The organism is Nocardiopsis sp. TSRI0078, assembly GCF_001905145.1.
Taxonomy (GTDB): Bacteria; Actinomycetota; Actinomycetes; order Streptosporangiales; family Streptosporangiaceae; genus Nocardiopsis.
Genome location: NZ_LWLB01000037.1, coordinates 62066 through 88645 on the forward strand (window position 1 = coordinate 62066; position 26580 = coordinate 88645).

General features: G+C 72.6%; 22 protein-coding genes and 1 pseudogene. 16 read left to right on the top strand and 7 right to left on the bottom strand.

Annotated features, from left to right (window positions below):
- Positions 1-300: 300 nt before the first annotated feature.
- Together A6A08_RS29425 and A6A08_RS29280 are read left to right on the top strand one after the other, a co-directional pair.
- A pseudogene (locus tag A6A08_RS29425) lies at positions 301-1020 on the top strand (LamG domain-containing protein); the annotation flags it as partial.
- A 136-nt stretch (positions 1021-1156) separates the two neighbouring features.
- Positions 1157-2119 carry a LamG domain-containing protein gene (locus A6A08_RS29280; RefSeq protein WP_338013144.1) on the top strand — a complete coding sequence of 321 codons (963 nt, stop codon included), beginning with the start codon at positions 1157-1159 and terminating at the stop codon, positions 2117-2119.
- A gap of 471 nt (positions 2120-2590) precedes the next feature.
- On the opposite strand, the gene A6A08_RS26125 is transcribed toward A6A08_RS29280, so the two are convergent.
- Positions 2591-3640: a LacI family DNA-binding transcriptional regulator gene (locus tag A6A08_RS26125; protein ID WP_073705315.1), complete on the bottom strand. Its 1050-nt coding sequence runs from the start codon at positions 3638-3640 to the stop codon at positions 2591-2593.
- 346 nt (positions 3641-3986) lie between these two features.
- On the opposite strand from A6A08_RS26125, the gene A6A08_RS26130 reads away from it, so the two are divergent.
- The 6 genes from A6A08_RS26130 (at position 3987) to A6A08_RS26155 (ending at position 10715) form a co-directional block, all read left to right on the top strand.
- Positions 3987-5504, top strand: a complete 1518-nt coding sequence (locus A6A08_RS26130) for a sugar ABC transporter ATP-binding protein (protein WP_073705316.1) — start codon at positions 3987-3989, stop codon at positions 5502-5504.
- Complete coding sequence (locus tag A6A08_RS26135) at positions 5504-6553, top strand: ABC transporter permease (RefSeq protein ID WP_378699868.1); 1050 nt, start codon at positions 5504-5506, stop codon at positions 6551-6553. The genes A6A08_RS26130 and A6A08_RS26135 overlap by 1 nt, the downstream gene beginning before the upstream one ends.
- The gene (locus A6A08_RS26140; protein ID WP_073705317.1) at positions 6537-7658 is read left to right on the top strand and encodes an ABC transporter permease; all 1122 of its coding nucleotides are present in this window, start codon (positions 6537-6539) and stop codon (positions 7656-7658) included. Before A6A08_RS26135 ends, A6A08_RS26140 begins: the two co-directional genes overlap by 17 nt.
- Positions 7655-8719 (top strand): rhamnose ABC transporter substrate-binding protein, encoded by a 1065-nt coding sequence (gene rhaS / locus A6A08_RS26145; RefSeq protein WP_073705318.1) that lies wholly within the window; start codon positions 7655-7657, stop codon positions 8717-8719. The genes A6A08_RS26140 and rhaS overlap by 4 nt, the downstream gene beginning before the upstream one ends.
- A gap of 177 nt (positions 8720-8896) precedes the next feature.
- A complete protein-coding gene (locus tag A6A08_RS26150) occupies positions 8897-9214 on the top strand; it encodes an L-rhamnose mutarotase (RefSeq protein WP_073705319.1) in 318 nt (105 codons plus the stop codon).
- Between the two features lie 22 nt (positions 9215-9236).
- Complete coding sequence (locus tag A6A08_RS26155) at positions 9237-10715, top strand: BNR repeat-containing protein (RefSeq protein ID WP_083609297.1); 1479 nt, start codon at positions 9237-9239, stop codon at positions 10713-10715.
- Positions 10716-10735: 20 nt separating this feature from the next.
- On the opposite strand, the gene A6A08_RS26160 is transcribed toward A6A08_RS26155, so the two are convergent.
- The gene (locus A6A08_RS26160) at positions 10736-11371 is read right to left on the bottom strand and encodes a hypothetical protein (protein ID WP_073705320.1); all 636 of its coding nucleotides are present in this window, start codon (positions 11369-11371) and stop codon (positions 10736-10738) included.
- A 32-nt stretch (positions 11372-11403) separates the two neighbouring features.
- Between A6A08_RS26160 and A6A08_RS26165 the strand changes: the two genes are divergently transcribed.
- Positions 11404-11700 (top strand): hypothetical protein, encoded by a 297-nt coding sequence (locus tag A6A08_RS26165; protein ID WP_378699863.1) that lies wholly within the window; start codon positions 11404-11406, stop codon positions 11698-11700.
- 55 nt (positions 11701-11755) lie between these two features.
- On the opposite strand, the gene A6A08_RS26170 is transcribed toward A6A08_RS26165, so the two are convergent.
- Positions 11756-12973, bottom strand: a complete 1218-nt coding sequence (locus A6A08_RS26170) for an MFS transporter (protein ID WP_073705322.1) — start codon at positions 12971-12973, stop codon at positions 11756-11758.
- 304 nt (positions 12974-13277) lie between these two features.
- Here A6A08_RS26170 and A6A08_RS26175 point away from each other — a divergent pair, with 304 nt between their 5' ends.
- From A6A08_RS26175 to A6A08_RS26185, 3 genes are all read left to right on the top strand, one after another.
- Complete coding sequence (locus A6A08_RS26175; RefSeq protein ID WP_073705323.1) at positions 13278-14138, top strand: metalloregulator ArsR/SmtB family transcription factor; 861 nt, start codon at positions 13278-13280, stop codon at positions 14136-14138.
- On the top strand, positions 14126-14707 hold the full coding sequence (locus A6A08_RS26180) for a dihydrofolate reductase family protein (RefSeq protein ID WP_073705324.1): 582 nt from the start codon (positions 14126-14128) through the stop codon (positions 14705-14707). Before A6A08_RS26175 ends, A6A08_RS26180 begins: the two co-directional genes overlap by 13 nt.
- A gap of 1011 nt (positions 14708-15718) precedes the next feature.
- Complete coding sequence (locus tag A6A08_RS26185; protein WP_073705325.1) at positions 15719-16477, top strand: thioesterase II family protein; 759 nt, start codon at positions 15719-15721, stop codon at positions 16475-16477.
- 474 nt (positions 16478-16951) lie between these two features.
- Here the strand turns inward: A6A08_RS26185 and A6A08_RS26190 are convergent, their stop codons facing one another.
- Both A6A08_RS26190 and A6A08_RS26195 read right to left on the bottom strand, forming a co-directional pair.
- Positions 16952-17260, bottom strand: a complete 309-nt coding sequence (locus A6A08_RS26190) for a hypothetical protein (protein WP_073705326.1) — start codon at positions 17258-17260, stop codon at positions 16952-16954.
- A gap of 423 nt (positions 17261-17683) precedes the next feature.
- Positions 17684-19510 carry a glycoside hydrolase family 13 protein gene (locus tag A6A08_RS26195; RefSeq protein ID WP_073705327.1) on the bottom strand — a complete coding sequence of 609 codons (1827 nt, stop codon included), beginning with the start codon at positions 19508-19510 and terminating at the stop codon, positions 17684-17686.
- A gap of 473 nt (positions 19511-19983) precedes the next feature.
- Here A6A08_RS26195 and A6A08_RS26200 point away from each other — a divergent pair, with 473 nt between their 5' ends.
- On the top strand, positions 19984-20505 hold the full coding sequence (locus A6A08_RS26200; protein ID WP_073705328.1) for a GNAT family N-acetyltransferase: 522 nt from the start codon (positions 19984-19986) through the stop codon (positions 20503-20505).
- A 648-nt stretch (positions 20506-21153) separates the two neighbouring features.
- Here the strand turns inward: A6A08_RS26200 and A6A08_RS26205 are convergent.
- Both A6A08_RS26205 and A6A08_RS26210 read right to left on the bottom strand, forming a co-directional pair.
- Complete coding sequence (locus A6A08_RS26205) at positions 21154-22035, bottom strand: aldo/keto reductase (protein WP_073705329.1); 882 nt, start codon at positions 22033-22035, stop codon at positions 21154-21156.
- A 151-nt stretch (positions 22036-22186) separates the two neighbouring features.
- Positions 22187-22987, bottom strand: a complete 801-nt coding sequence (locus A6A08_RS26210) for an IclR family transcriptional regulator (protein ID WP_073705330.1) — start codon at positions 22985-22987, stop codon at positions 22187-22189.
- 608 nt (positions 22988-23595) lie between these two features.
- Here A6A08_RS26210 and A6A08_RS26215 point away from each other — a divergent pair.
- The 3 genes from A6A08_RS26215 (at position 23596) to A6A08_RS26225 (ending at position 26456) form a co-directional block, all read left to right on the top strand.
- Positions 23596-24426, top strand: coding sequence for a CoA transferase subunit A (locus A6A08_RS26215; RefSeq protein ID WP_073705331.1), 831 nt, complete (start codon positions 23596-23598; stop codon positions 24424-24426).
- Entirely contained in the window at positions 24423-25178 is a 756-nt protein-coding gene (locus tag A6A08_RS26220) for a CoA-transferase subunit beta (RefSeq protein WP_073705332.1), read from the top strand. Before A6A08_RS26215 ends, A6A08_RS26220 begins: the two co-directional genes overlap by 4 nt.
- 102 nt (positions 25179-25280) lie before the next feature.
- Positions 25281-26456, top strand: coding sequence for a thiolase family protein (locus tag A6A08_RS26225; RefSeq protein ID WP_073705333.1), 1176 nt, complete (start codon positions 25281-25283; stop codon positions 26454-26456).
- Positions 26457-26580: the final 124 nt, after the last annotated feature.

Here is a 26580-nt window from a genome sequence, read left to right on the forward strand (position 1 = left end):
GCCGGAGGAGCTCACAGCGTGCCTCCGGTGCCGTGCCGCGTGTTCGTGCTGGTGACAGCCGCCGTGGAACCAAACGTCAAGTTCATGGCCGAATGTGGCCATGGTGAACCGAGGTTCTGTCTGGGTGTGTTCGTGCCCATGTCGTCTCCGATGCGTGCGTCTTGATGTGATGTGGGTTACTCGGGAGATGTTCTCCTACGCCTGTTAGCCTCACCTCCCGTCCCAGGGCAGCCACCGACCGTGTCCCGACGGCGCGGTCCCCGACAGGTGATCCCCCACCCTGGGCTAGGAAGACCTGCCATGCCCCGCCGTGCTCGGGCACGCGTCGCCGCCCTTCTGGCGTCGGTGCTCCTGCTGCCTGCCCTGTCCACACCCGCCCTCGCCGGAGAGGGCCCCGAGGTCACCTCCACCGACTACCCCGCCGGGGACGAGTTCCACGGTTCACCCGGCCAGCCCGGGGAGTTCACCTTCTCCAGCAACGGGGACGAGGACGTCCAGAGCTACTTCTACGCCCTCAACGGCAGCTCCTGCGTCCACGAACTCGCCCCCGAGGAACCCGGCGGGCCGGTGACGGTGACCCTCACCCCGCGTCAGGCGGGACCCAACTGGATCTACGCGCGCACCGTGGACGCCTTCGGCAACTCCTCCGACTGCGTACTCGCCTACTCCTTCCTGGTCGCCCCGCCCAGCGATCCGGTGGCCCACTTCGCCTTCGACGAGGGCCAGGGCGACCGCGCCGCCGACATCGCCAACCCCGGCCAGGGCGCCACCCTGTCCGACGGTGTGGAGTGGGTCCGCGGCCGGGTCGGGGCGACCGAGAACCCCGACACCAACCCCACCCCGCGCCTCGAGGGCACCGCCGTGCACACCAGCGGCCGCGCCGACGGCGATCCGGGCCCCCACGACGAGATCACCGCCGACCACTCCACCGTGGACACCTCCGGGTCCTTCTCCGTCTCGGCGTGGGTCAAGCTGGACCGCGCCCACGACGACCACATCGCCGTCGCCCAGGAGGGCACGCAGCAGAGCGCCTTCCACCTGGGCTACCAGGGCGACACCGGCCAGTGGGTGTTCAAGATGTCCCCCCGAGGACGGGTACCGGGACGGTTCCCGGGAGTGGACCGCGGCCACCTCCACCGCCTCCGCCGAGGTCGGGGTGTGGACCCACCTGCTGGGCACCCACGACGACGAGACCGGCGAGATCACCCTGTACGTCGACGGCGTCGAACAGGGAACGGACACCCACTCCGGGCCGTGGAACGCCCAGGGGCCCCTCGCCATCGGACGCGCCCTGTCCCAGGGCACGGGTGACCACCACTGGCCCGGCGCCCTCGACGACATCCGGGTGTGGGACCGCATCGTCCCGGACGAGACCGTGACCGACTCCGAGACCGATTCCGAGGTGTGGCGCCTGGCCAACCGCCCGATCGCGACCGAGGGCCGGTGGAAGCTCGACGAGTGGGACGGCACGACCGTGGCCGATGCCACCGACCACGGAATCGACGCCACCCTGCACGGTGACCCCCGCACCGCGTGGAACACCGCCGAGAACGACATCACCTTCTCTCCCGGAGTGCGGTTGGACGGCGCCGACGAGTACATCGAGGCGCCCGGGCCCGTCCTGCGCACCGACCGCAGCTTCACCGTCGCGGCCTGGGTGCGCCTGGACGAGACCGGCGAGGGCGTCGACACCACCGCCCTCAGCCAGGTCGGCGAGTTCCAGAGCGCCTTCCACCTGGGCTACCAGGGGTCCCGGGGGGCGTGGGTGTTCAAGACGGCCCCCCACGACGACGCCCCCACCTCCGGATCGACCGGGTGGACCTACGCCTACTCCAGCACGGCCGCCCGCCTGGGGGAGTGGACCCACCTGGCGGGGGTCTACGACCACACCAGCGGTGAACTGGTGCTCTACGTCAACGGCTTCGAGGAGTCCCGTGTGGCGGTGGACCACGCCTGGCACGCCGAGGGCCCGCTCCGGATCGGCAGCGCCCAGCACGGCGGCTCCAACACCCATCACTGGACCGGCGACATCGACGACGTCCACGCCTACCAGGGCGTCCTCAAGGACCGGGACCTGTCCCAGGTGTACATGGGTGAGTTCCCCAACATACGGGGCTGACCGAGGACTGGCGAGGAGCGGGCCGTGTGAGGTGACGACGGCCGTGCCGGGCCTCGGTCCGGCGCGGCCGTCGGTTGCTGCGTCGCGGCGCCATCGCGGCCAGACCGCTCCGCGAAGCCACGGGAGAGGCCGCCGAACGCCTGGCGCAAGGCGCATCACAGTGAGAACCCGCCTCACCGTGTCGAGGTCTGTGAGCGCCAGGACGGGGCGGATGTTCGGGGCGGCCAGAACCGGGAAGCGGGCCACCTCGGCTTCGACCGTCGCGAGCGGACCTTTCCGGTCACTCCGGTGCCCGGCCGGAGGTAGCACCTCCCACCCTCGTCCCTTCCTGAACACGCGCCCCCGCTCCACCTGCTGGAGCGGGGGTCCTCTCCGTCACGCTGCTGGAGCGCGGGGCCTGGGCCGGACGAACCCGGGGCGGCGTCCGGGCCGGAACGGGAACCCGGACCGGCACGGGGCCCGCCCCGGGCCTCAGGGCCGGTAGACGGCCGTGGAACCCCGCACCACCAACTCGGGCGTGAACAGCACCCGCTCGTGGACGTGTTCGGCCTCGTTCAGCTCCGAGTCCAGCAGCCGCATCGCCGCCCTCCCCAGTGCGTACTTGGGCTGGGCCACGGTGGTCAGCCCGGGATGGACCAGGTCGGCGAGGTCGACGTTGTCGTAGCCGACCACCGACATGTCGTCGGGCACGCGCAGGCCGCGCCGGCCCAGGCCCTTCATCACGCCGAGCGCCAACTGGTCGTTCGCGCAGAACACCGCCTGCGGGCGCTGCCGCGGCCCGCCGGCCAGGATCTTGTCCACGGCCCGCTCGCCCTGCGCGGGGTTGAGCAGGGGCAGCTCGACCACCCGCACCGCTGCGTCGGGGTCCATCCCGGCCTCTTCGAAGGCGGCGCGCAGCCCCTCGTGGCGGCGACGCACCTGTTCGATCGCGAAGGGTCCGGTCAGGAAGGTGACCTGCTCGTGTCCCAGCCCGACCAGGTGCCGTCCGGCGGCCATGCCCCCGGCGTGGTTGTCCACGCTGACGCTGCACCCGACGTCCTCGGCGACGTCGCCCCGGTCCAGGGCCACCCAGGAGGTGCCCTGACGGCTCAGCCACACGAGATCCGAGAGGTCGTCGTCGACGGGCATCACCACGGCCCCGGCCGCGCGCTGCTCGGCGAGCAGGCGCACGTTGCGCTGCTGGCGCTCGCGGGCCTCGGCGGAGTTGAGCAGCACCACGGCCAGCCCCGACTCGGCCGCCTCGTCCTCCACGCCGCGCGCCACCTCGGTGAAGAAGGGGTTGGTGACGTCCAGGACGAGCAGCCCCACCGACGCGCTGCGCCCCGACCTCAGGCTGCTGCCGGAGGAGTTGCGGACGTAGTCGAGTTCGGCGATGGCCGCCTCGACCCTGAGCCGGGTGGCCTCGGCGACGCGCTCGGGGCGGTTGAGGACGTTGGACACGGTGCCGGGGGAGACCCCGGCGTGCCGGGCGACCTCGGTGATACCCACGACGCGGCGGGCGGATCGGGACCTGCTGGACAAGGGGCTTCTCCCGGGCGTGTGCGGACGGGCGGTCGGGTGACAACGCGTCGCATCGTACTGACCCGGCCGTGATCCTCAGGGCGCGTACACGGTCCCGGGGCCGGGTGCCTCATGCTCACACCCCGATTGAAACGTGTCAATAACTTTCGCGAACCACAGGCGTGACGACCCCTCGTGTGCGGCTCGCTCCGGCCCGACACCACGTCCGTTACCGGTGCGATACCTGCGAATTCTTGGTGATCCTCTTGACGGTAGGATGTGTGGCACTTAACATCCACTTCATATTAAAACGTTTTTGCCAGGTTCGGCAACAAGGCCGAACCGGTACCGGAGAAGGAGGGCGCACGTGGACCCAGCAGAGGTCCCCCCACCCCTCGCCCTGATCGACGTCACCAAGTCCTTCGGGAGCGTCAGGGCCCTGCGGGGGCTGTCCCTGGAACTGCGCTCCGGAGAGATCCACGCGCTGGTCGGTGAGAACGGGGCGGGCAAGTCCACCCTGGTCAAGACCATCGCCGGGGTGCACCGGCCTGACGGCGGGCAGGTGCTGGTGGACGGACGTCCCACCGAGTTCGCCGCGCCCGTGGACGCCCAGCGCGCCGGGGTCGCGGTCATCTACCAGGAACCCACCCTGTTCCCCGACCTGTCGGTGGCCGAGAACATCTTCATCGGCCGCCAGCCCCGCACCCGCCTGCGCACCATCGACCGCGGGCGCATGCGCCGGGACACCGAGGAGGTCTTCACACGCCTCGGAGTCCACATGGACCCCGACCGTCCCGCGCGCGGACTCTCCATCGCCGACCAGCAGCTCGTGGAGATCGCCAAGGCCCTCACCCGCCAGGCCCGGGTCCTGGTCATGGACGAGCCCACCGCCGCCCTGTCCGGCGTGGAGGCCGAGCGCCTGTTCACCGTGGCCCGCACACTGCGCGACTCCGGTGCGGCGCTGCTGTTCATCTCCCACCGCTTCGACGAGGTCTTCGCCCTGTGCGACCGCATCACCGTGGTCCGCGACGGCGCGTTCGTCTCCTGCGACCCCACAGCCGACCTGGACGTGGACACCGTGGTGCGGCGCATGGTCGGCCGCGAGGTCGCCAGCCTCTACCCCAAGGAGGACGCCGAGCGCGGCGAGACCGTCCTGGAGGTCGACGGCCTGACCCGCCACGGCGTGTTCACCGACGTGTCCTTCAAGGTGCGCGCCGGGGAGATCGTCGCCCTGGCCGGACTGGTCGGAGCCGGACGCAGCGAGGTCATCCGCGCCGTGTTCGGCGTGGACCGCTACGACGCGGGCACCGTGCGCGTGGAGGGCAGGCCCCTGCCCCCCGCCAGGCCCAGGGCCGCCATGGCCGCCGGAGTGGCCCTGGTCCCCGAGGACCGCCGCCAGCAGGGTCTGGTCATGGAGTCCTCCATCGAGCGCAACGCCACCGCCACCCGCCGGCGGCCGCTCAGCCGGCTCGGACTGCTGCGCCGGAGCGCCGAACGCGACTCGGCCCGGGAGTGGGGTGAGCGCCTCAACCTCAAGTTCGGCGGGCTCGCCGACTCGGTCTCCACCCTCTCCGGCGGCAACCAGCAGAAGGTCGTCCTGGCCAAGTGGCTCTCCACCGAGCCCCGCGTGCTGTTCGTGGACGAGCCCACGCGCGGCATCGACGTGGGCACCAAGGCCGAGGTCCACCGCCTGCTCTCCACCCTGGCGGGCCAGGGGCTGGCCATCGTCATGGTCTCCAGCGAACTCCCCGAGGTCCTGGGGATGGCCGACCGGGTCCTGGTCATGCACGAGGGCCGGGTCACCGCCGAACTCGACCGCGACGGGGCCGACGAGGAGTCGGTCATGTACGCGGCCACCGGACAGCGACCGAGCGAGGCCGCCTGATGAACGCACCCAGCGCCGCCCCCGAGACCTCCGCCGCCAAAGCGCCGCCCCGGGCCGGGGCCCGCCCCGCGCGCCGCAGGATCCAGTTCCGCGAACTCGGCGTGCTCCTGGCCGTGGTGATCCTCGTCGCCGCCACCTGGGCGTACAACCCGGGGTTCCTGTCCAGCCAGGGCGTACGCGACCTGTTCCTGGGCGCCACCGTCCTGTCCGTCCTCGCAGTCGGCCAGGCCCTCGTCCTCATCACCCGCAACGTCGACCTGTCGGTCGGCTCGGTCATGGGGCTGTCGGCCTTCGGAACCGGCCTGCTCTTCGTGACCTTCCCCGGCCTGCCCGTCCCCGTCGCGATGCTCGCCGGGGTACTCATCGGCCTGGTCGCGGGGCTGCTCAACGGCCTGCTGGTCACCACCGTCCAGGTCCCCGCCCTGGTCGTCACCCTGGGCACCCTGTACGCCTACCGCGGCCTCAACCACTGGTGGGCGGGGGGCGAACAGGTCAACGCCCACGACATGCCCGACACCTTCCTGCTCCTGGGCCGCTTCGGCGTCCTGGGAGTGCCCCTGCCCGCCGCGGTCGCCATCGCCGTGGTCGCCGCCGTGGGCTTCTACCTCGCCCGCTACCGCTCGGGGCGGGAGCTGTACGCCATCGGCTCCAACCCCGACGCCGCACGGCTGTCGGGCATCCCCGCGGCGCGCCGGATCACCCTGGCCTTCGCCGCCAACGGCGCCCTGGCCGGGCTGGCCGGCGTGCTGTTCGCCGCCCGCTACGGCACCGTCGACTCCACCGTGGGCACCGGCATGGAACTCCAGGTCGTCGCCGCGGCCGTGGTCGGCGGCGTGGCCATCGCGGGCGGCGTGGGCACCGTCTACGGCGCCGCGCTCGGCGCGGTCCTGCTCACGACCATCACCGCCGCCCTGCCCATCTGGCAGATCAACCAGTTCTGGCACCAGGCCGTGGTGGGTGCGCTCATCCTGGCCGCCATCGGGCTGGACCGGCTGCTCGCGCTGCGTACCGCGCGCAGGCTTCGAGGAGGAGGTGCCCGTGGCGCCTGAACGTACCGTCACCGCGCCCGCTCCGGACCGGGGCCCCAAGGAGGCCCCGAGCCGGGAGCGGGAACGTCCCGCGAACCGGATCCGGTCGCTGCTCTCGGCCCGCGAGGCGCCGGTCGTGGGAGCGCTCGTGGTCACCCTGCTGGCGGCCGGGCTGCTCGTGGACATGTTCGCCACCGCGCGCAACATCGACTTCCTGGTGCTGAGCGTGGCCGCCATCGCCCTGATGGCCCTGCCGATGACGCTCATCGTCATCACCGGCGAGATCGACCTGTCGGTGGCCAGCACGCTGGCGCTGACCAGCGCCACCCTGGGCGTGCTCTGGGAGGCCGGGGTGCCCATCGAGACGGCCCTGTGGATCTGCCTGGCCGTCGGCGCGGCCCTGGGGGCCCTCAACGGGTTCCTGGTCACCGTGTGCGGACTGCCGTCCCTGGCCGTGACCATCGGCACCATGGCCCTGTACCGGGGCCTGGCCTACGTGCTGCTCGGCGACCGCGCCGTGGCCAGCTACCCCCAGAGCTGGATCAGCGGCGCCCGCGCGCCCTTCCTGGGCGTCGAGGGCCTGCCGTGGATCGCCGTGGCGATCCTGGCCCTGGCCGTGCTTTTCGGGGTGCTGCTGCACGCCACCGCCTTCGGCCGGTCCCTGTTCGACATCGGCAACAACGACGAGGCCGCCCGCTTCGCCGGGGTGCCGGTGCGCTGGACCAAGTTCTGGCTGTTCACGCTCAGCGGCGTGGTCGCCTCCGGCGCCGGGGTCTTCTGGACCCTGCAGTACGGCACCTCGCGCGCCGACACCGCCTTCGGCCTGGAGCTGCAGGTGGTGGCCGCCGTCCTGCTCGGCGGCGTGTCCATCTTCGGCGGGATCGGCTCGGTCCTCGGCGTGATGAGCGGCGTGGTGCTGCTCGGCGCCATCCGCAACGCCCTCCAGCTGTTCGGCATCAGCAGCGAGGTCCTGCAGATCGTCACCGGCCTGATCCTCATCGCCTCCGTCGTCACCCCCAACCTCGTGGCCCGGGTCCGCGCCAGGCGCGCACCCGACCCCGGGTCCCCCGCAGCGGCGCCCGCGCCGTCCGCCGCGTCCGCCCCCACCAAGGGAGAAGCACCATGACCGAACCCCGTCCACGCCACCTGTTCCTGGCCGCGTCCGCGTTCGCCGTGCTGATGACCGCCGCATGCGGCGGCACCACCATCGAGGACGCGCAGGAGGAGGACAACGCGGGCCCGACCGGCACCGCCGACCCGAACGCCGAGATCCCCGAGGGTCTCAAGATCGACTTCCTGCCCAAGCAGCTCAACAACCCGTTCTTCGAGATCGTCAACCAGGGCGGCACCGAGGCCGTCGAGGAGGTCGGCGGAACGGCCACCGAGCGCGGCGGCACCGAGGCCACGGCCGACTCCCAGGTGGAGTACATCAACGCCGCCAGCCAGGCGGGCAGCGACGCCATCGTCATCGCCGCCAACGACCCCGACGCGGTCTGCCCGGCGCTCAACGAGGCCCGCGACAACGGCGCGGTCATCGTCGGCTACGACTCCGACGCCAACTGCACCGACGTGTTCGTCAACCAGTCCTCCACCGAGCTCATCGGCCGGACCCTGGTCGAGATGATCTCCGAGGACCTGGGCGGCGAGGGCACCTTCGCGGTGCTGTCGGCCACCCCCAACGCCACCAACCAGAACGCCTGGATCGCGGCGATGGAGGAGGTGCTCAAGGAGGAGGAGTACGCCGACCTGGAGCTGGTCGACACCGTCTACGGCAACGACGACGACCTGGAGTCCTTCCAGGAGATGCAGGGCCTCATGCAGTCCCACCCCGACCTGGACGGCGTGGTCTCGCCGACCACGGTCGGGATCGCGGCGGCGGCCCGCTACGTCAGCGACTCCGAGTACAAGGGGGACGTCGCCGTCACCGGCCTGGGCACCCCCAACCAGATGCGCGAGTTCGTGCACGACGGAACCGTCGACCAGTTCGCCCTGTGGAACCCGCACGACCTGGGCTACCTGGCCGGGTACACCGGCGCGGCGCTCAAGGCCGGGCAGATCACCGGTGCCGAGGGCGAGACCTTCACGGCCGGTGACCTGGGAGAGTTCACGTTCGAGACCGACCGGGAGATCGTGCTCGGCCCGCCGCAGGTCTTCGACGCCGAGAACGTGGACGACTTCGACTTCTGATCCGGACCGCCCCGGGCCGGCGCACGGCCCCGACGTGTGCGGGGCGGGCCGGGGACACCCCGCCCGCCCCGTCCGCATGAGTTGCGTATCGCTCTGCCCGCTCCCGACCCGGTCCGTAGTGCTCTGGCCGGTCCCGACCATCCCACGCATCACATCCGACGTATCAGGAGGACGCCCGTGCAGCGCGTCTGCTTCATCCTCAAGGTCAAGAAGGAACGCCTCGCCGAGTACCGGGAGCGCCACGCCGAGGTCTGGCCGGAGATGCGCGAGGCCCTCAGCGCCACCGGCTGGCACAACTACTCGCTGTTCTGCACCGAGGAGGGCATGGTCGTCGGCTACCTGGAGACCGAGGACTTCGACCGTGCCCGGGAGGAGATGGCCAGGACCGAGGTCAACGACCGCTGGCAGGCCGAGATGGCGCCCTTCTTCGAGAACCTGCCCGGCCGCCCGGACGAGGGCATGGTCCCGCTGACCGAGATCTTCCACCTGGCCTGACCCCCACCGGAGAGGTACCGCCTTGCCCCCCACCCCCCGCTCACCGCTGCGTACCCTGACCACCACCGTGCCCGGCGCGCTGGCGCTGGCACTGTCCGCCGCGCTCGTCGGCCCGGGCGCCGCCACCGCGGCCGCCGCCGTACCCACCGACACGGCCGCCGTGGCCGGCGCTCCCTCGGCCACGCCCCTGGGCGGCCGGACCCTGGACGAGAACGCCCTGTACTTCGTCTCCTACGACGGCCTGGTCAACAACGGCTCCTACCAGCAGTCGGGCATCCTCACCCACGGCGGCTTCCAGTACGCCGCCTGGTACACCGAGGACCGCCACGCCATCCTCGCGCGCCGCTCCCTCGACAGAGGCGGCGGCGAGTGGCGGACCGTCCGCCTGCCCCACCGGCTCACGGTCGACGACTCGCACAACTCCATCTCCCTGGGCGTCTCCGCCGAGGACGGGCGCCTGCACGTGGGAATGGACACCCACAACACCCCGGTCTTCTACACGAGGTCGGCCCCGGGCCTGGTCACGGGTGAGGCGCCCTGGCGCGCCGACTCCTTCGAACCGGTCCGGCGCGACCTGGCGGGCCTGGACGTCGGCGCGATGACCTACCCCCGCTTCGTCCCCACACCGGACGGCGGACTCCAGTTCGCCTACCGCACCGGCGGATCGGGCGACGGGACGCAGGAGCTCGCCGAGTACTCCGGCGGGGAGTGGACCCACCTGGGCGCCTGGTCCTCGCCGGAGGGAACCTACGAGGCCAACGGGGCGGTGAGCGACAGCCGCAACATGTACCTGCACGGGATCGGGTACGGCGACGACGGGCGGCTGCACGCCTCCTTCACCTGGCGCGAGGCAGCGGCCGGAGGAGACGTCCTCTGCCACCCGGGCGGGCTGTCCAACCACGACACCGGATACGTCTACAGCGACGACGGGGGACGCACCTGGCGCACCGGCGGCGGCGCCGTCGCCGCGGTGACCGGGACCCCGCACCGGGTGTCCGTGGACACCCGCGGTCACGTCGTCGACCCCCTGCCGCCGAACTACGCGCTCATGAACCAGGAGTCCCAGGCGGTCGACTCGGCGGGCAATCCGCACGTGGTCATCAGCTACCGGCCCGGGCGCTTCGGGCACTGCTCGACCGACTTCGTCGACGACCGCAGGCGGCAGGGGCGCACCTTCCACCTGCACCGGGACGACGCGGGGACGTGGCACAAGGTGGAACTGCCCGAGCCGCTGAACGCCTTCGGCCGCTCCCGGCTGGTGCTCACCGCCGACGACACGGCCTACGTGGTCATGCCCTTCGGCCGCATCATGGCCGCCACCGCCGACACCGGATGGAGCGAGTGGACCATGGTCCACGACGGCTCGGACATCGACGCCTTCGGCGAGGTACTGGTGGACGAGTCCCGGGTGGCCTCGGAGGGGGTGCTGTCCGTCTTCTACCAGGAGGCCGGGCCAGGCCCCTCCACGCCGATCCGGGTGGCCGACTTCCGGCTCGGCTGACCGGCGAGGGGCGGCGCCGCTCAGTCGGCGGGCAGGTCCACGCGGATCTCCCCGCCCAGGGACGCCCCGCCCTCCAGACGCAGGTCGTCACCGCTCCAGAACCGTCCCGGGTCGTAGTACCCGGGGCGGTTCCCACCGGGCAACAGCCCCATCGCCTCGTAGGTCAGGGCGATGACCTCCGCGCAGTAGGCGGTCTCCAGGACGTGCTTGCGCGACCGGCCGCCGAAGGGCAGGCGCCGCAGGGGCAGGCGCCCGCGCGCCCAGCGGGCGGCCAGCTGGGCGGTGGAGGGGAAGGGGGTGCCGTCGAGCCGGGCGACGGTGCGCAGGGCCGCGTCCTCCATCGCGCCGTCCGCCTCGGGGTCGAGTTGGCGCAGCCAGCCGCGCTGGCCGTACCTGCGCCCCCAGACCATGACGGCGTCGCGCAGGTCGTGCAGCTGCACGCCGCGCTGGTGCCTTCCGGTCCACGCGTCGGGCAGGGAGCGGCCGAGTTCGGCGTGCCACATCAGCGGTGGCAGGTCGTCGACCACGATGGACATGCCGACGTGGTTGACGGGGCTGTTGGTGGTGATCTGGATGGCGCGGTCCGCCACGCTGGTGCCTCGAAAGACCCAGACGTCACCGGTCCGGGTGAGTTCCAGCGCCTCGCTCAGGGACATGCTCGTGTCTGCCACACCGCTAGCCTAGGCACATGCGTTGGTGGAAGGCCCTTGGAGTGGCCGCTTTCGTGGGTGTCGCGGCAACCGGTGCGGTGATCGTCCGGGACCAGCGGCAGCGCCGTGCCTACACGCCCGAGCAGGTCAGGGAGCGTCTGCGCGAGCGCGTCGCCCTGGCCGAGGACTCGGGGTCGGCGTTGCCGGTGGAGACGGAGGAGGTTCCCGCGGTGCCCGCGTGGCGCCGCCGCCTGCGCGGGGCGGCCGGGGGAGTGCGCGACTCCGCGGCGGCCGCCCTGGGATGGCTGCGCGGACGCGTCGACCACTCGGCCTGAGGGCCGCCGCGAAGGGCGCCGGCCGCCTCCGGCCGATCCGGGCCCCGCGCGGGGGTCAGCGCACGGCCGCCGCGGCGGGGGAGTCGGCCAGGCGGGCGACCCCCGGCACGGCCAGCGGGACGAGCGTGGTGAGCAGACCGACCACGGCGGCGCCCACCAGCACGGGGCGCGGGCCGACCGTCTCGGCCAGGGTGCCGGCCACCGCGTAGCCGACCGGTTCGAGTCCGAAGCTGCCCACCTGGTCGAAGCCGATGACCACGCTGATCAGGTCCCGCGGGATGGCACGCTGCAGGGCGGTGTACCAGTACACGCCGAAGAGCATGAAACCCGTGCCGGTGGCGGTGTAACCGGTCAGCAGCAGCCAGGCGGGCACGGTCGCGGCCAGCCCCAGCAGGACCAGCGGGTAGGCCAGCACCCCCGCCAGGGACACCAGGCCGGGGCGCGCGGGGCTCCAGCGGGCGGCGACCAGCCCGCCCAGGAGCTGGCCCGCCGACATGCACGACAGCGCCAGCCCGTAGACGGGTTCGGCGTAGGCGTCGGCGACCACGATCGGCAGCAGGGTGAACCCGGGGGCGAGCGTGGCCGGGGCCTGCACGGTGGCCACCGCGATGATCGCCAGCACCCAGGGTCGCCGTACCACCTCGCGGAGCCCGGCGCGGAGGTTCACGCCCATCGGCTGCGCGGCCCGGTCGGGGCCGGGCGCCTCCTCGCGGACGCGCAGCAGTGCGGCGGCGCCGGCGGCGAAGGCTCCGGCGATGACGAGGAGGACCGTCCGCGCCTCCAGGGCGGTGAGCAGGACACCGGCCGCCGCGGGGCCGGTGACGCCCATGGTGCGGCCCACGACGCTGCGCAGGGCGTTGGCCTCCTGGAGGTGTCCCCCGGGAACCAGCAGGGGCACGGCCGAGCCGGCGGCGGGCTCGCTCACGGAGCCGGCGGCGCCGCTGAGCAGTGCCGTTCCGAGGAGCCAGGCGGCCGTGTCGGGGCCGAGGGCGAGGACGAGCATGACCGCGGCCTGGACCAGACCGTCGACGGCCAGCGCGGTGGACTTGCGGACCCTGCTGAGCAGGGCACCCGCGAGCAGGACGCACAGGGATCCCGCGACGCCGCGCGCGCCCAGGACCAGGCCGAGGACGAGGGGGCCGTGCCCGGCCAGGACCAGGCCCACCATGGCGACGGGGAACATCTCCGAACCGAGTTCGCCGGCGCACCTGCCGACCAGGAAGAGCCGGAACCCCCGGTGGCGTAGGGACGGGGGCGGTACACGCGGACCGATCGAACCTCCTCCATGGGCGAGAAGCCACCCAGTGTGCCGGTACGCGGCCGGATTCGGCGAGTGGTTTTCCCGTCGACGAGCACGAACACGGGTTCTGGCGCTGGTCTTGTGTGCTCACGAAGAGCCTCGGAGATCGATGATCCTGAGTCGCGTGCGTATCTCAGCCCGTCGGGCGGCGCGGCGCCCGACGGCCACCAAGGACGGCGAGGAGCAGACCGCCGTATGGCCGGCGGACCCCGGATCCGCCCGAACGGACCAAGATATTCCTTGACACGAATATTCTCCATGGAGAATATTTCTCTCCATGGACGTACTCCTCTCCGCGCTGGCCGACCCGGCCCGCTGGCGGCTCGTGAGCCTGTTGGCCGAGCGGCCCCGCTCGGTCGGCGTCCTCGCCCAGCTCACCGGAGCACGCCAACCGCAGACGACCAAGCACCTGCAAACCCTCGAGCGCGCCGGCCTCCTCACCTGTCAGCGCTCCGGCCGGCGCCGTATCTACGCGCTCCGGTCCGCTCCCCTGCGGGACCTGGCCGCCGAACTCGACCGGCTCGCCGCAACCGCGGACCGGGCCGAGGGCTCGCACGCCACCTACGACCGCTACGGACTCAGCCTGCACACGGAACGGCTCGCCGCCACGGAGCCGGGGTGGGCCGACGCCCGCTCGTTCAGATTCCGGCGGTCGCTGCCCGGCAGCCCCGGGCTGGTGTGGAACCACCTGACCGAGGCCCTCCTGCTCACCCGATGGTGGACACCCGACGACCTGCGCGTCTGCGAGCTCGTCTTCGAGGCGCGACCGGGTGGGCGGATCGTCCTCGAGTACCGCGACGCCGAGGACACCGAAGGCTCCGACCCGGTCGCCGGGCACGCGGAGGGAGTCGTCGACGAGGTGCGTCCCGGGGAGCGCCTCGCCTACCGGCTCTCCCCCGTGCTCGCCGACGGCGGCCCCGCCTTCACCGCCCACGTCGACCTCGGCCTCCGGCCCGCCGACACCGGCACGGACCTCGACGTCCATTACCGGATCACCGACAGCACGGTCGACTCCGCGGACTTCATCGCAGGTATCGAGATCGGCTTCGGCCAGAGCCTCGACAAGCTCGCGGCGGCCCTCACCGCGCAAACACACGACTCCAACAGCACCGCTAGGAGCATCTCGTGGGACGTCTGATCATCAACACCGGCATGACCGTCAACGGCGCCTTCGAGGCACCGGCGCCCGAGTCGCACGGCGGGTGGCTGGTCACCGACCCCGACAGCATGCGGGCCGGGCGTGAGATGTGGCAGGCGGCCGACGCCATGGTGCTCGGACGCAAGACCTACGAGGGGCTGTCCAAGGCCTGGCCCGAGCTCGCCGACGTTCCGGGGTTCGAGGCGTATGCGGCCCGGATGAACGGCATGCCCAAGTACGTCGCCTCCCGGACACTGAGCGCACCGCTGGAGTGGAACTCCACCCTGCTCGACGGAGACCTCGACGACGCCGTGCGGGCACTCAAGGACGAACACGACGGCAACCTGATCGTCCCCTGCGCCGGCGAACTGGCCCGCGACCTCATCGCCCACGGTCTGGTCGACGAGTTCTGGTTCAATGTCAGCCCCTACCTGTGGGCGACCGGGTCGCGGATCTTCGACGACATCGGCCCCGTCCGGCTGGAGCTCACCGCCACCACGACCTTCCCTTCGGGCGTGGTCCGCCTCTGCTACCGTCCCGCCCCGGCCGGTAGGCCCTCCGCCGGATGACCGCCGGGCCTCCGGCCGGACCGCGCAGCGCCCGCGGCGAGGGCGAAGCGTGATCGGGATCCGGCGCTCGGTCGGAGTGCCGGATCCCGGACCGACCATCCTCCTTCCCCGTGTTTCCGCTGGTCAGGAAGTAGATCGGTTTCGGTGTTCGCGCTGGTCTGGTCCCGTCGCGTGGTTCGTGCCCGTTTCGGGTGGTTCTGGACTCCGATCATCCCCGGTCAACACATGGGTTGCTACGCGACCCGGGTGAGGAGGGCCGGCGCAGTCGTGCTCGGAGAGGTGGCGCCTTCACCCTCCTCGCAGCCGATGCCGTCGTCGGCGTCGAAACGGTGCGGGCCGCCCTCGCTGGCCTCGAAGCTGCTCTTCGGGATGTCGCCGCAGTCCACATCCGGCGGTGGCGGCGGACCGGGTCCTCGGCGAAGGCGGTGCGGCCGTGCCCAGGGCGAGAGTGGCGCCGCAGGCCAAGGTCGCGGCGGTGGACGTCGTGGTGCGGATCGGGTCCATGTGCTCTCCTCGTGTATTTCGGTGGAGCCTGTGACCCTACGCGACCAGGCGTACGTGACTTGGTGAGGTGAGCCAGGAAACAGGACATACACCTATTAACGAGATACTGCCGGATGTTCCAGGCAAAAGGGAAGAAACTTCGTAGTCGCGGTTCCGTGCCGTCCGACATTGTCCGAGCCGGGTGGTCGTGGGCCGGGAAGTGCGTGCGTCCACCACTGACTGGCTTCGAAAAGGACTGCGGTGGATCGCCTCGGTTTGCGAATGTCGGCATGGTGGCGCATCGTCACAGGTCTGGCCCGCGGGCAACGAAGAAGGCGCGGACGGCTTCGTGGCCATCACACGGGTCCGTGCGGCGGAGTCTCCCGGAGGGGGCCACGCGGGCGTCAGGCCCGGAGGCGGGTACAAGGGGGACACCGTTGTTACCCGTCGGTACTACTGACTGGTAAGTTTGCCCTGTTCCGATGGCTCCACGGCCCCTGACGGATACGGACAGTGAGGAAGAGAGCAGTGCACGAGGGCGTCCTCATCCGGCCCCGACCCGTCCCCCACGCCCGTTTCCGGCTCTTCCTGCTGCACCACGCGGGCGGGTCGTCCCGGAGCTACCGCCCGTGGTTGCGCCACTTCCCGTCCGACTGGGAGGTGTGCCTGGTGGAGGCACCGGGGCGAGGGCGTCCGAAGCGGTCCGAGCCCTTCCGGGAGGCCCGCGCACTGGCCCGCCACCTGCACGAGGCCCTCATCCCCGAACTGGACCGCCCCTTCGGGCTCTTCGGCCACAGCATGGGCGCTCTCCTGGCCTACGAACTGACCCACCTGCTGGCAGCCCGGGGCCCGGACCGGCCCGCCTGGCTCGGGGTGTCCGCGTGGAGCCCGGCGCCCGGGCCCGAGCGGGACGAGCCCCGCCACCTGCTGTCCTCGCAACGCCTGCGCGAGGGTGTGGCCCGCATGGGCGGGATCCCCGCCAGCGCGCTGGCCGACCCCGACCAGTGGCGCACCGTGGAGCCGCTGTTCCGCGCCGACCTGGGGCTGGTCGACACCTGGTGCCCGGATCCCGCCGCCCCGCCGCTGCGGGTGCCGCTGTCGGTCTTCGGTGGGCGGGACGACCCCGGTTTCCCGCCGGAGCGCCTCGCCGCCTGGCAGGAGCACACCGAGGGACCGGTCGAGCGGCACGTGCTGCCCGGTGAGCACTTCTACTTCGTCGGCCGGACCGGCGACGTGGCCACCCGGATCACCAAGGACGTCCACACCGCCCTGGCCCGGGGTGCGTAGCCGGCCCGGGAGCCGGGGTCGGCCTGTCCCGACGGCGTCGACCAGGCCTGGACGCCCATGCCCGCGTACGCGGGATCGCTGACGTGGGTCGCGCCCTCGACCCGCGGTCGTCTTCCAGGCGGGTGCGGTGAACGTCCCAGCGGTACCAGGGGACGCCCCCCTGCCCCCTCGGGGGCCACCGCGGTGCTGGTCGGTGCACGCTCGGCTCCCCGGCCGTGGACGACCGAGGTCGTTGACCCGGTCCGCGCTCCCGACCACCCCGTCGAACAGGACGGTCACGGGTCGCATCTCCCAGGCCCGGGACTACGCCGGGTCTGGGGTGGGCATGGTGGGAAGGGCCCACGCTCGCCGGGTGCGTGCCCGCACGTGTTTCGTTCCAGGTGCGATGGAGGCCGATGGGAGCGGATCGGTACCGGGCGGCGTCGGATCGCTGAACGGACCGAGGGAGGAGGGGCTCCTTCCGGGGCGTTCGGCTCAGGGAAGGGAGGTGGGGTCCCTGTCGTCCGGGAAGTGGTCGACTGCCTCAGAGGCGGTGGCACCTTCCCGTCTCAGGGCGAACACGTAAGCGGTGGCGGCGAGCGCGGCGACCGACAGCACGACCACCTCGGCGGTGTTCGCACCACCGGCGCCGGTGGTGGTCGCCGGGGTCGACCCCGAGGTCTCGGCCGACCCGGAGCCGTCGCCGTCATCGGTGGTCGCGCAGCCGGTGGCGACCAGCCCCACGCACACGGCGAGGGAGACCATGGCGCGAAGCGCGCGTGCGTGTTCGAAGGGGTCTGCCATGGATCTCCTCAGGGTTTTCCTCGCCGGGTGCAAGACACCGTTCCGGGCCCGGGTGAGAGCCCGGTTCACGCCGCTTCGCAACCGCAAGTGATCGGGCATTCGCAAAACGTAGCGCCCTGGTGTCTGGGAGGTGAGTCGACGCGCGCCATGGACCACGGCGGTGGTCCCCGGGCCGCCCCCGGGGGTCAGCGGGCCTCCACCGACTCGACCGGGACGCAAGCGGCTGGAGGACCGCAAGGGGTCGCAGGGCATCCGCGACACCGCGGCCGATGCCCGAGCTTCCTCCCGCCACCAGCGCGCGACGGCCGGTGAGTCCGAACAGCTCCTCCAGACAGGTCCTGTGTCGACTGGTGGAGCCGGTCAAGAGACCTCCCCTGCCCTTGGTCGTTCGTGCGGCGGAGCCGTGTGCGGGCCGGGTTCCGGTCAGGTTCCGAGCGCGATGACGTAGCCGGGGCCGTCCGACGCCAGTTCCACCCGCCCGTCCAGGCGCGCCCGCGCCCCGCCACCCCGGGCGGCCACCTCCAGACCGGAGACGTCCAGGTCCCCGAGAGCCGCGGACAGCGGCTCGTGCGGGCCGTCGGCCAGGTGCACGAGCACGACCTGGCCGCCGAGCGTCCGGAGGAACGTCATGTGGTGCGGCCCCGCGTCCAGCCAGCGCAGGCCCCCGGTCTGCAGCGCGGGCAGCTCCCGGCGCAGGGCCAGCAGCCGCGTGTGGGCGTCCAGCGTCCGCCGGTCCCACTCCCCGGGCCGGTGCCAGGGCATGGGCCTGCGGGCGTTCTCCCCGTCCAAGCCCTCCATGCCGATCTCGTCGCCGGCGAACAGGAACGGCACGCCGGGCAGCGTCACCTGCGCCGCCACCCCGACCTCCTGCCTCCCGGCGCCGCCCGCCACGGTCCGGAACCTGGCCGAGTCGTGCGTGCTCAGCGCGTTCACGCTGTGCGTCAGCACCCGCCAGGGCAGCCCGGCGTTGGTCGCGCGCATCGCCCGCACCGCCTCCTCGGCCCCGGTCCGGGGCAGCGGCGAGTCCGTGCGCAGGTACCGCACCCCCTCGGGCCCGGTGTTCAGCCAGCTCCACACCGGCCGGGTGAACCCGGCGTAGTTCATGACCCCGTGCCACCCGTCGTGGTGGGTGTCCGGTCCCGCGTCGTGGAAGTGCTCGGCCAGCAGCCACGATCCGTCCCCGCCGCGTTCGGCGTCCACCTCGCGCATCCGCGCGGCGATCTCGCCCGAGACCTCCCGGTTCAGGTCCTGCGCGCCGTTGCGCCCGGTCATGTTCGCCACGTCGATGCGCCAGCCGTCCAGGGGGTCCGCCCCGGTCAGCCTGTCCACGAGTACCGAGTCGTCGGCGCCGTAGACCCTGCGCCGCAGTTCGGCCGAGGAGTAGTCCAGCTTGGGCAGGCTGGGCACGCCCAGCCAGCTCACGTAGCCGTCCGGGTGGTCGGTGAAGAGGTAGAACCCGGCCTCCGCGGAACGGGGGTCCTTCCGCGCGGCCAGGAACCACTCGTGCGCGTCCCCGGTGTGGTTGGTGGTCAGGTCGCCCATCACCCGCATACCGCGCTCGTGCGCGTCCCGCGTCAGTGCGCGCAGCGCCCGGTCGCCGCCCAGCAGCGGGTCCACCTCCGAGAACGTGGAGGCGTCGTAGCGGTGCGTGGAGCGCGCGGGGAAGACCGGGGTCAGGTAGACCACCTCCACGCCCAGCTCGGACAGGTGGTCCAGGTGGCGGCGCACCCCGTCCAGTGTGCCGCCGAAGTACTCGCGGGCCGCGGTCTCACCGAAGCCGGAGGGCTCGTCGTCCCAGGAGCGGGGCAGCGCCCAGTCGGGGTGCTCGGCCGGGGGATCGACGGAGTCGTCGCCACGGGCGAAACGGTCCGGGAAGACCTGGTAGACGCTTGTGCCCGGAACCCACGCGGGCGGCTGCGGGCCGGTGATCAGGCGGAAGTCCCCGGCGTCGGTCACCTCGTGTCCGTGGGCGCTCTCCTGGTCGAGCCACGTGTACCGGGTGCCGCGCACGATGGCGAACCGGTAGTTGGTCACCACCGGGCGCAGCGGCACGGTCACCTCGAACCAGACCGCCTCGTCCGAGGTCCGTACCGGCTCGGCCGGGAGCATGTCGGCCTCGCCGTCCTCCACCACCCGGGCGTACACCGCGTCGGCGCCCCCGGGAACGCGCACGCGCAGCCTCGCCCGTCCGTCCTCGACTCCGACGTGGTCGGGCGACCCGTCGTGGTGGGGATCGTGGACGAACTTCACCGGGCGGCTCCTCGGGCTGGTGGTCTGCGCACGTGGCCGGGCCCCGCCGCGGAGGTGGCGGGGCCCGGTCCGGGCTGGCCAGTATCGCAACGGGAGTCGGGCGCCGCGAATCCTTTTCCACCAGCCCGTCCCCGGTGCCCCGGCCGTGCGGAGCGGTCCCCGGTCCGGGACGGGAACCTCGCCGCCCGTCCCCGTGGGCGGGGAGGCCGTCGGTTCCGGAGCCGGGAGCAGCTCGCACGGACGTGGACCTTCCGGCTACGGGGGGCGCTCCTGCGCGATGGATGCTGGGAGCGCTCCCAATAGTGAGGGAAACCATAATGGTTCGGACACCTGATGTAAAGGAGTCGTGACGCATCGGCCGGGGAGTGACTCGCTCATGTTTCGGATGGGGCTGGAGCGCCTGTTCCGCAGGGCGTTCAGGCTGTTGACCTTCACCCCTGTCCAGGCGATTTGTCCCGGGTTACCGTGGGGAGATGAGCCTTGAGTTGCCGACCGACCGACTCCTCATCCGGGAGTGGCAGCTGGACGACGCCGAGGCGGCCCTGAAGATCTACGGGGCCGGCGAGGTCGCGCACTGGCTGACGCCGGAGTGGCGTCCGGTGAACGACACCGACGCGATGCGCTCGGTGCTGCACGCCTGGATCGAGGCCGGACCCAACCTCGTCCCTCCCGCGGGCCGCTGGGCCATCGTCCGCGAGGAGGACGGAGAGCTGGTGGGAGGGCTGTCGCTGAAGCTGCTCCCGCCCTTCGAGGAGGACTTCGAGCTGACCTGGGCGCTGCGCCCGGACGTGTGGGGGCAGGGATACGCCACCGAGGCGAGCCAGGCGCTCATCGGCTGGGCGTTCAAACAGGGGATCGAGGAGGTCTTCGCGGTCGCGCGCCCCGACAACGAGCGGGCGATCGCGGTTGCGCGCAAACTGGGCATGGAGTGGGTCGGCGAGACCGAGAAGTACTACGACATGCGGCTACAGGTCTTTCGCATGCGTCCTGCCTGACCGGCCCGCCCGCGTGCCGGGGCCCGGGGTCCGACCGGCTGCGAACAGCGGCGGGCCGGGCCGGGCGAACCCCTCCTGCCGGTGGTACGGAAAGCGCGGATACGGGGCCTCCCGGTGGCTCACCGCGTCCGGCCGTCCCACCTGTCTTCGCGGTCGGCTCCCACCCGACCGCGCCCGGATCCTCGCACAGCCGCGCCTCGTCGCGCGCGGACGACCACCGTGGCGGCGATGGGACGCCGCGGCAGCCGGTTGGTCGCGGCCTGGACGACCGTGCGGCCGCTCTCCCCGCGGCCTCGACCAGCACGTCGACCACGTCGAAGAGCGGGTACTCGTCCACCGGCGGGCCCGGCCGGGAGGCCCGCGAGGTGGCCCGGGCGGTCTCGGCGCCGCCGTACCACCGGCTGCCGGCCGGCGGAGACCCCCTGGACGGGGCCACCGCCGAGCGCTGCGCGCGGGCCGTCGCCGCCGCCTACCGGATGTGGCACCGGGCCCTCGCGGCCCCGGTGCTCCGTGGGAGGGCACCGCGCGTCCTTTGCGCCCCGGAGGCCGACACGGCGGACCGCCTGGTGCCCGTAGGGCAGGAGCGCCGCGGTCCCGTGCCGGAACGCGGCGCCGGGGAACGGTCAGCCCACCTCGGACAGCGAGGAGTCAGGTGCCGAGGAACTGGCTGATGCGCTCGGTCTCCTCCTCCGACAGGCGCACCGCGGCGGCGGCCGTGTTCTCCTCCAGGTGCGCCACCCGGGACGTGCCCGGGATCGGCAGCATCACCGGCGAGCGGTGCAGCAGCCACGCCAGGGACAGCTGCACCGGGGTGATCCCGCGCTCGGCGGCCATCGCGGCCAGCGGCGAGTCCGGGCCCGCCAGCTCACCGCGTCCGACCGGTGCCCACGGCAGGAACGCGATCCCGTCCTTCTCGCACTGCTCCAGCACGTCCTCGGACTGGCGGAAGGACGGCGCGTACTGGTTCTGCACCGACGCCACGGGGGTGATCGCGCGGGCGGCGGACAGCTCGTCCACCGTCACCTCGCTCAGCCCGATGTGCCGGATCTTGCCCTCCTCGCGCAGCTCCACCAGGGCGCCGAGCTGGTCGGCCAGCGGCACCGACGGGTCGATGCGGTGCAGCTGGAGCAGGTCGATCCGCTCCAGGCCCAGGTTGCGCAGGCTCAGCTCCACCTGCTGCTTGAGGTACTCGGGGCGTCCAAGCTTGTGCCACTGGGCCGGGCCGGTGCGCGCGAAGCCCGCCTTGGTGCCGATGACCAGGTCGTCGGTGTAGGGGTAGAGCGCCTCCCGGATCAGCTGTTCGCTGATCTGCGGCCCGTAGGAGTCGGCGGTGTCGATGAAGGTCACGCCCAGCTCGACCGTGCGCCGCAGCACCGCCAGCGCCTCGTCCCGGTCGCGGGGCGGTCCCCACACCCCCTCGCCGACGATGCGCATCGCCCCGAAGCCCAGGCGATGGACCGGCAGGTCGCCGCCGAGGGAGAAGGTCCCCGAGAGTTCGGCGATGCGTGGTGTGGCGTGTAGGTCGGTCACGGTGTCCCTTTCGGACGGCGCTGGGGCCGCTTGCTCAGAACGTGCGGGTGGAGGGGCCGTCGCTCGGTCCCCGCGTGCGCGGAGCCGTGCCCCGGCCGGTGTCGCGGGCAGGATCTCAGGAGGTGCGGGCACCCGCAAGGCACCCGGTGTGTCACATGCCCGCGTCGCGGCGGGCGACGGAGGCCAGGTCGGCCTCGATGCGCGCGGTGGTCTCCAACAGGGCGGGCAGCAGGTCGCGGCGCACGTCCTCTATCGAGGACCGGTTGGCGTGCGCGGACACGTTCGCGGCCGCGATCACCCTGCCCGACCCGTCGCGGACGGGGGCGGCCAGCGAGCGCAGCCCCTCCTCCAGTTCCTGGTCGACGATGGCGTACCCCTGTTCGCGCACCCGCTCCAGCTCGGCGCGCAGCTCGGCGGGGTCGGTGATGGTGAACCTGGTCAGCGGTTCGAGCTTCGCCCGCCCCAGGTAGGCGTCCAGCTCACGGTCGTCGCGGCCGGCCAGCAGCACCCGGCCCATCGAGGTGGCCGAGGCGGGGAAGCGGGTGCCGACCCGGATGGACACCGCCATGATCCGCGAGGTCGCCACGCGCGCCACGTAGAGCACGTCGTCGCCCTCCAGCACCGACACCGAGGCGGACTCGTGCACACGTGCGGACAGGTCCTCCAGGTGGGGCTGGGCCACGTCGGGGAGCCCGGCGGAGGCGACGTAGGCGTAACCCAGTTCCAGCACGCGCGGGGTGAGCGAGAACAGCCTGCCGTCGGTGCGCACGTACCCCAGGTCGACCAGCGTGAGCAGGAAGCGGCGGGCGGCGGCGCGGGTCAGGTCGGTCTCGCGCGCGACCTCGCTGAGCGTCATGGAGCGCCGTTCGGCGGAGAAGGCGCGGATGACCGTCAGACCGCGCTCCAGGGACTGCACGAAGTGGGCGCCGCGGGCATCTTCTTCGGTCGGCATCTGTTCTTCCTGGTCTCGGGTGCGGGGGCGGATGGCCGCAGCCCCCGGAAAGGTTCTCATACCGCACAGGCGTTGTGGCAAAGCCGGTTCGCGTGCGTTCCGCGCTCTTCGGCAGGAGCCCGCCCTGTTCCCACCGCACCGTCCGGCGATGCGGGCCGCTGCGTGCCGGGACGCGCGCGGCAGCGCTCTCGGGGCCGCCCGGCCACGGTGCCTGGTCGCCCCTACCCGGGACCGCCGGGGGCCTCACCCCTTCGCGCGGCCCCGGCGTGGGGGCGAGCGCGTCGACGACGGCCCCGAGGCCCTGTTCGGCGGTGACCGCGCCCTTGTCCTCACCGGTCCGGGGACTCTCCCGGTCCTCGACCCGGTGCCCCGGCCGCCGAGCCGCCGCGCGCGCCGACCGCACGCCGGCGGGGAGCCTTACGCGTGCGCACGGCGGGAGGCCCCGTGCGCGACGCCGGGACGGAGGGCCCCTTCCGGGGCCGGGCTCGTGCCTCACCCGCGCGCGGCGCGTGTACACGTGCCTTGACCATGCCCGGGATCGGCGCTAACGTCATAGCCAAGATGTTCGCTGTGAGAACATGCATTCGCTATCCGAACGGGAGTGCCCCATGATCGTGCCCCTGGACGAGGCGGTACGCGAGCTCGTCCACGACGGCGACACCGTCGCCCTGGAGGGGTTCACCCATCTCATCCCCGTGGCGGCGGGGCACGAGATCATCCGCCAGGGCCTGCGTGACCTCACGCTGGTGCGCATGACGCCCGACATCGTCTACGACCAGCTCATCGGCGCCGGGTGCGCCGCCAAGCTCGTCTTCTCCTGGGGCGGCAACCCGGGCGTCGGCTCGCTGCACCGCTTCCGCGACGCCGTCACCTCCTCGTGGCCCGTGCCCCTGGAGATCGAGGAGCACAGCCACGCCGGGATGGCCAACCGCTACGTCGCGGGCGCCTCCGGCCTGCCCTTCGCCATCCTGCGCGGCTACAGCGGCACCGACCTGGTCGACAACAACCCCAACATCAGGACCGTCACCTGCCCCTTCACCGGGCAGGAGCTGGCCGCCGTGCCCGCGCTCAACCCCGACGTCGCCGTCGTGCACGCCCAGCGCGCCGACCGCGACGGCAACGTGCAGCTGTGGGGCATCACCGGCATCCAGAAGGAGGCCGTCCTGGCCGCCGACCGCGCCCTGGTCACCGTCGAGGAGGTCGTGGACACCCTCGACCCCGTCCCCGGCCAGGTGATCCTGCCCGGGCGCGTCGTGGACCGGGTCAGCGTCGCCCCCGGCGGCGCGGCGCCCTCCTACGCCCACGGCTACTACGAGCGCGACAACGAGGCCTACCGCGCCTGGGACGCCATCGGCCGCGACCGCGAGGCCTTCACCGCATGGCTGGAGGAGCTCACCGCCGCTCCGGCCACCCCCGAGCCCGCTGGGAGGGGCCTGTGACCACCGTGACCTGGACCTCCGACGAGATCATGACCGTCACCGCGGCCCGCTCGCTGCGCGACCGGATGTCGTGCTTCGTCGGCATCGGGCTGCCCAGCACCGCCGCCAACGTGGCCCGCCGCACGCACGCGCCGGGGCTGTGGATGATCTACGAGTCCGGCACACTCGGCACCGTCCCGGACCACCTGCCGCTGTCCATCGGCGACGGGATCCTCGCCGATACCGCCGACACCGTGGTCTCGGTCCCCGAGGTCTTCAACTACTGGCTCCAGGCGGGGCGGATCGACGTCGGCTTCCTCGGCGCCGCCCAGATCGACCGGTACGCCAACATCAACACCACCGTCATCGGCGACTACACCGACCCCAAGGTGCGGCTGCCCGGGGCGGGGGGAGCACCCGAGATCGCCGCCTCCTGCCGCGAGGTCACCGTGATCATGCGCCACAGCCGCCGTGCCTTCGTGGACAGGGTCGACTTCGTCACCTCGGTCGGCCACGGCTCGGGTCCCGGCGACCGCGAGCGCCTGGGGCTGCGCGGTGCCGGCCCGATGCGGGTGATCACCGACCTCGGCGTGCTCGAACCCGACCCCGACACCCGCGAGCTCGTCCTGACCGGAGTGCACCCGGGGGTGGAGGCGGACGCGGTCCGGGAGGCGACCGGATGGGACCTCGCGGTGGCCGGGGACCTCTCCGTCACCCCCGAGCCCACCGAGGCCGAGCTGTCGGTGGTGCGCTCCCTGACCGGGGGCTCCTGAGGGCGCGGGGAGACCCGCGGCCTACAGTTACCTAACAGTGTTAGGTTCCAGTCCGTCCGCGGCCGGACCCGTTCCGGCCGCACCACACCCAGGAGGCCCACGGTGACCGACGTCCACATCCTCGACGCCGTCCGCACCCCCTTCGGCAAGTACGGCGGCGGCCTGTCCAAGGTCCGCCCCGACGACCTGGCCGCCCACGTCGTCGGCGCCCTCGTCGAACGCGCGCCCGGCCTGGACCCCGCCGCCGTCGACGAGGTCGCCCTCGGCAACGCCAACGGAGCGGGCGAGGAGAACCGCAACGTCGCCCGCATGGCCGCCCTGCTGGCCGGGCTGCCGACCTCGGTGCCCGGCGTCACCGTCAACCGGCTCTGCGGATCCGGCATGGAGGCCGCCATCCAGGCCAGCCGCGCCATCCAGGTCGGCGACGCCTCCCTGGCCGTGGCCGGGGGAGTGGAGTCCATGAGCCGGGCCCCCTGGGTGATGCCCAAGCCGGCCAAGGGCTTCCCCGCCACCGACGCCACCCTGCACTCCACCACCCTGGGCTGGCGCATGGTCAACCCCCGCATGCCCGGGAGGTGGACCGTCTCCCTGGGCGAGGGCACCGAGGGACTGGCCGAGCAGCACGGGATCACCCGCGCGGACCAGGACGCCTTCGCCCTGGCCAGCCACGCCAAGGCCGCCGAGGCCTGGGCCAAGGGGGTCTTCGACGACGAGATCGTCCAGGTCCCCGACGCGCACCTGGAGCGCGACGAGTCCATCCGTGAGACCTCCGCCGACAAGCTCGCCGGGCTCAAGCCCGCGTTCCGCGCCGAGGGCACCATCACCGCCGGGAACGCCTCGCCCCTCAACGACGGCGCCGCCGCCCTGCTGCTGGGCGACCGCGCCGCCGCCGAGGCCGTCGGCCTGGAGCCCATCGCCCGCATCGCCGGGCGCGGCGCCGCCGGAGTCGACCCCGACGTGTTCGGCATCGGTCCCGTCCGCGCCGCCGAGATCGCCCTCGAACGCGCCGGGATCGGCTGGGGCGACCTGTCCGCCGTCGAGCTCAACGAGGCCTTCGCCGCCCAGTCCCTGGCCTGCGTCCGCAGCTGGAGAGGGCTGGACCCCGGCATCGTCAACCCCAACGGCGGCGCCATCGCCATCGGCCACCCGCTGGGCGCCTCCGGTGCCCGTATCCTCGGTTCACTCGCCCACGAGCTGCGCCGACGCGGCGGGGGCTGGGGATTGGCCGCGCTGTGCATCGGGGTCGGCCAGGGCCTGGCCGTCGTCCTCCAGGCCTAGCCGCCCCGCCACCCCGGCGGACGGGGGCCTCCCGGCGGTGCCCGGACCGGTACCGCCGGAAGGCGGGGGCCACCACACAACAGCAACGAGGGCCCGGGGGAGGCGGGACCGCGCCAGCACCGCC

Coding starts and splice junctions, on each gene's coding strand:
- A6A08_RS26135 (WP_378699868.1), top strand. CDS start 5,504: ATGAACGCACCCAGCGCCGCCCCCGAGACCTCCGCCGCCAAAGCGCCG.
- rhaS (WP_073705318.1), top strand. CDS start 7,655: ATGACCGAACCCCGTCCACGCCACCTGTTCCTGGCCGCGTCCGCGTTC.
- A6A08_RS26160 (WP_073705320.1), bottom strand. CDS start 11,371: ATGTCCCTGAGCGAGGCGCTGGAACTCACCCGGACCGGTGACGTCTGG.
- A6A08_RS26165 (WP_378699863.1), top strand. CDS start 11,404: ATGCGTTGGTGGAAGGCCCTTGGAGTGGCCGCTTTCGTGGGTGTCGCG.
- A6A08_RS26175 (WP_073705323.1), top strand. CDS start 13,278: ATGGACGTACTCCTCTCCGCGCTGGCCGACCCGGCCCGCTGGCGGCTC.
- A6A08_RS26190 (WP_073705326.1), bottom strand. CDS start 17,260: ATGGCAGACCCCTTCGAACACGCACGCGCGCTTCGCGCCATGGTCTCC.
- A6A08_RS26200 (WP_073705328.1), top strand. CDS start 19,984: ATGAGCCTTGAGTTGCCGACCGACCGACTCCTCATCCGGGAGTGGCAG.
- A6A08_RS26210 (WP_073705330.1), bottom strand. CDS start 22,987: ATGCCGACCGAAGAAGATGCCCGCGGCGCCCACTTCGTGCAGTCCCTG.
- A6A08_RS26215 (WP_073705331.1), top strand. CDS start 23,596: ATGATCGTGCCCCTGGACGAGGCGGTACGCGAGCTCGTCCACGACGGC.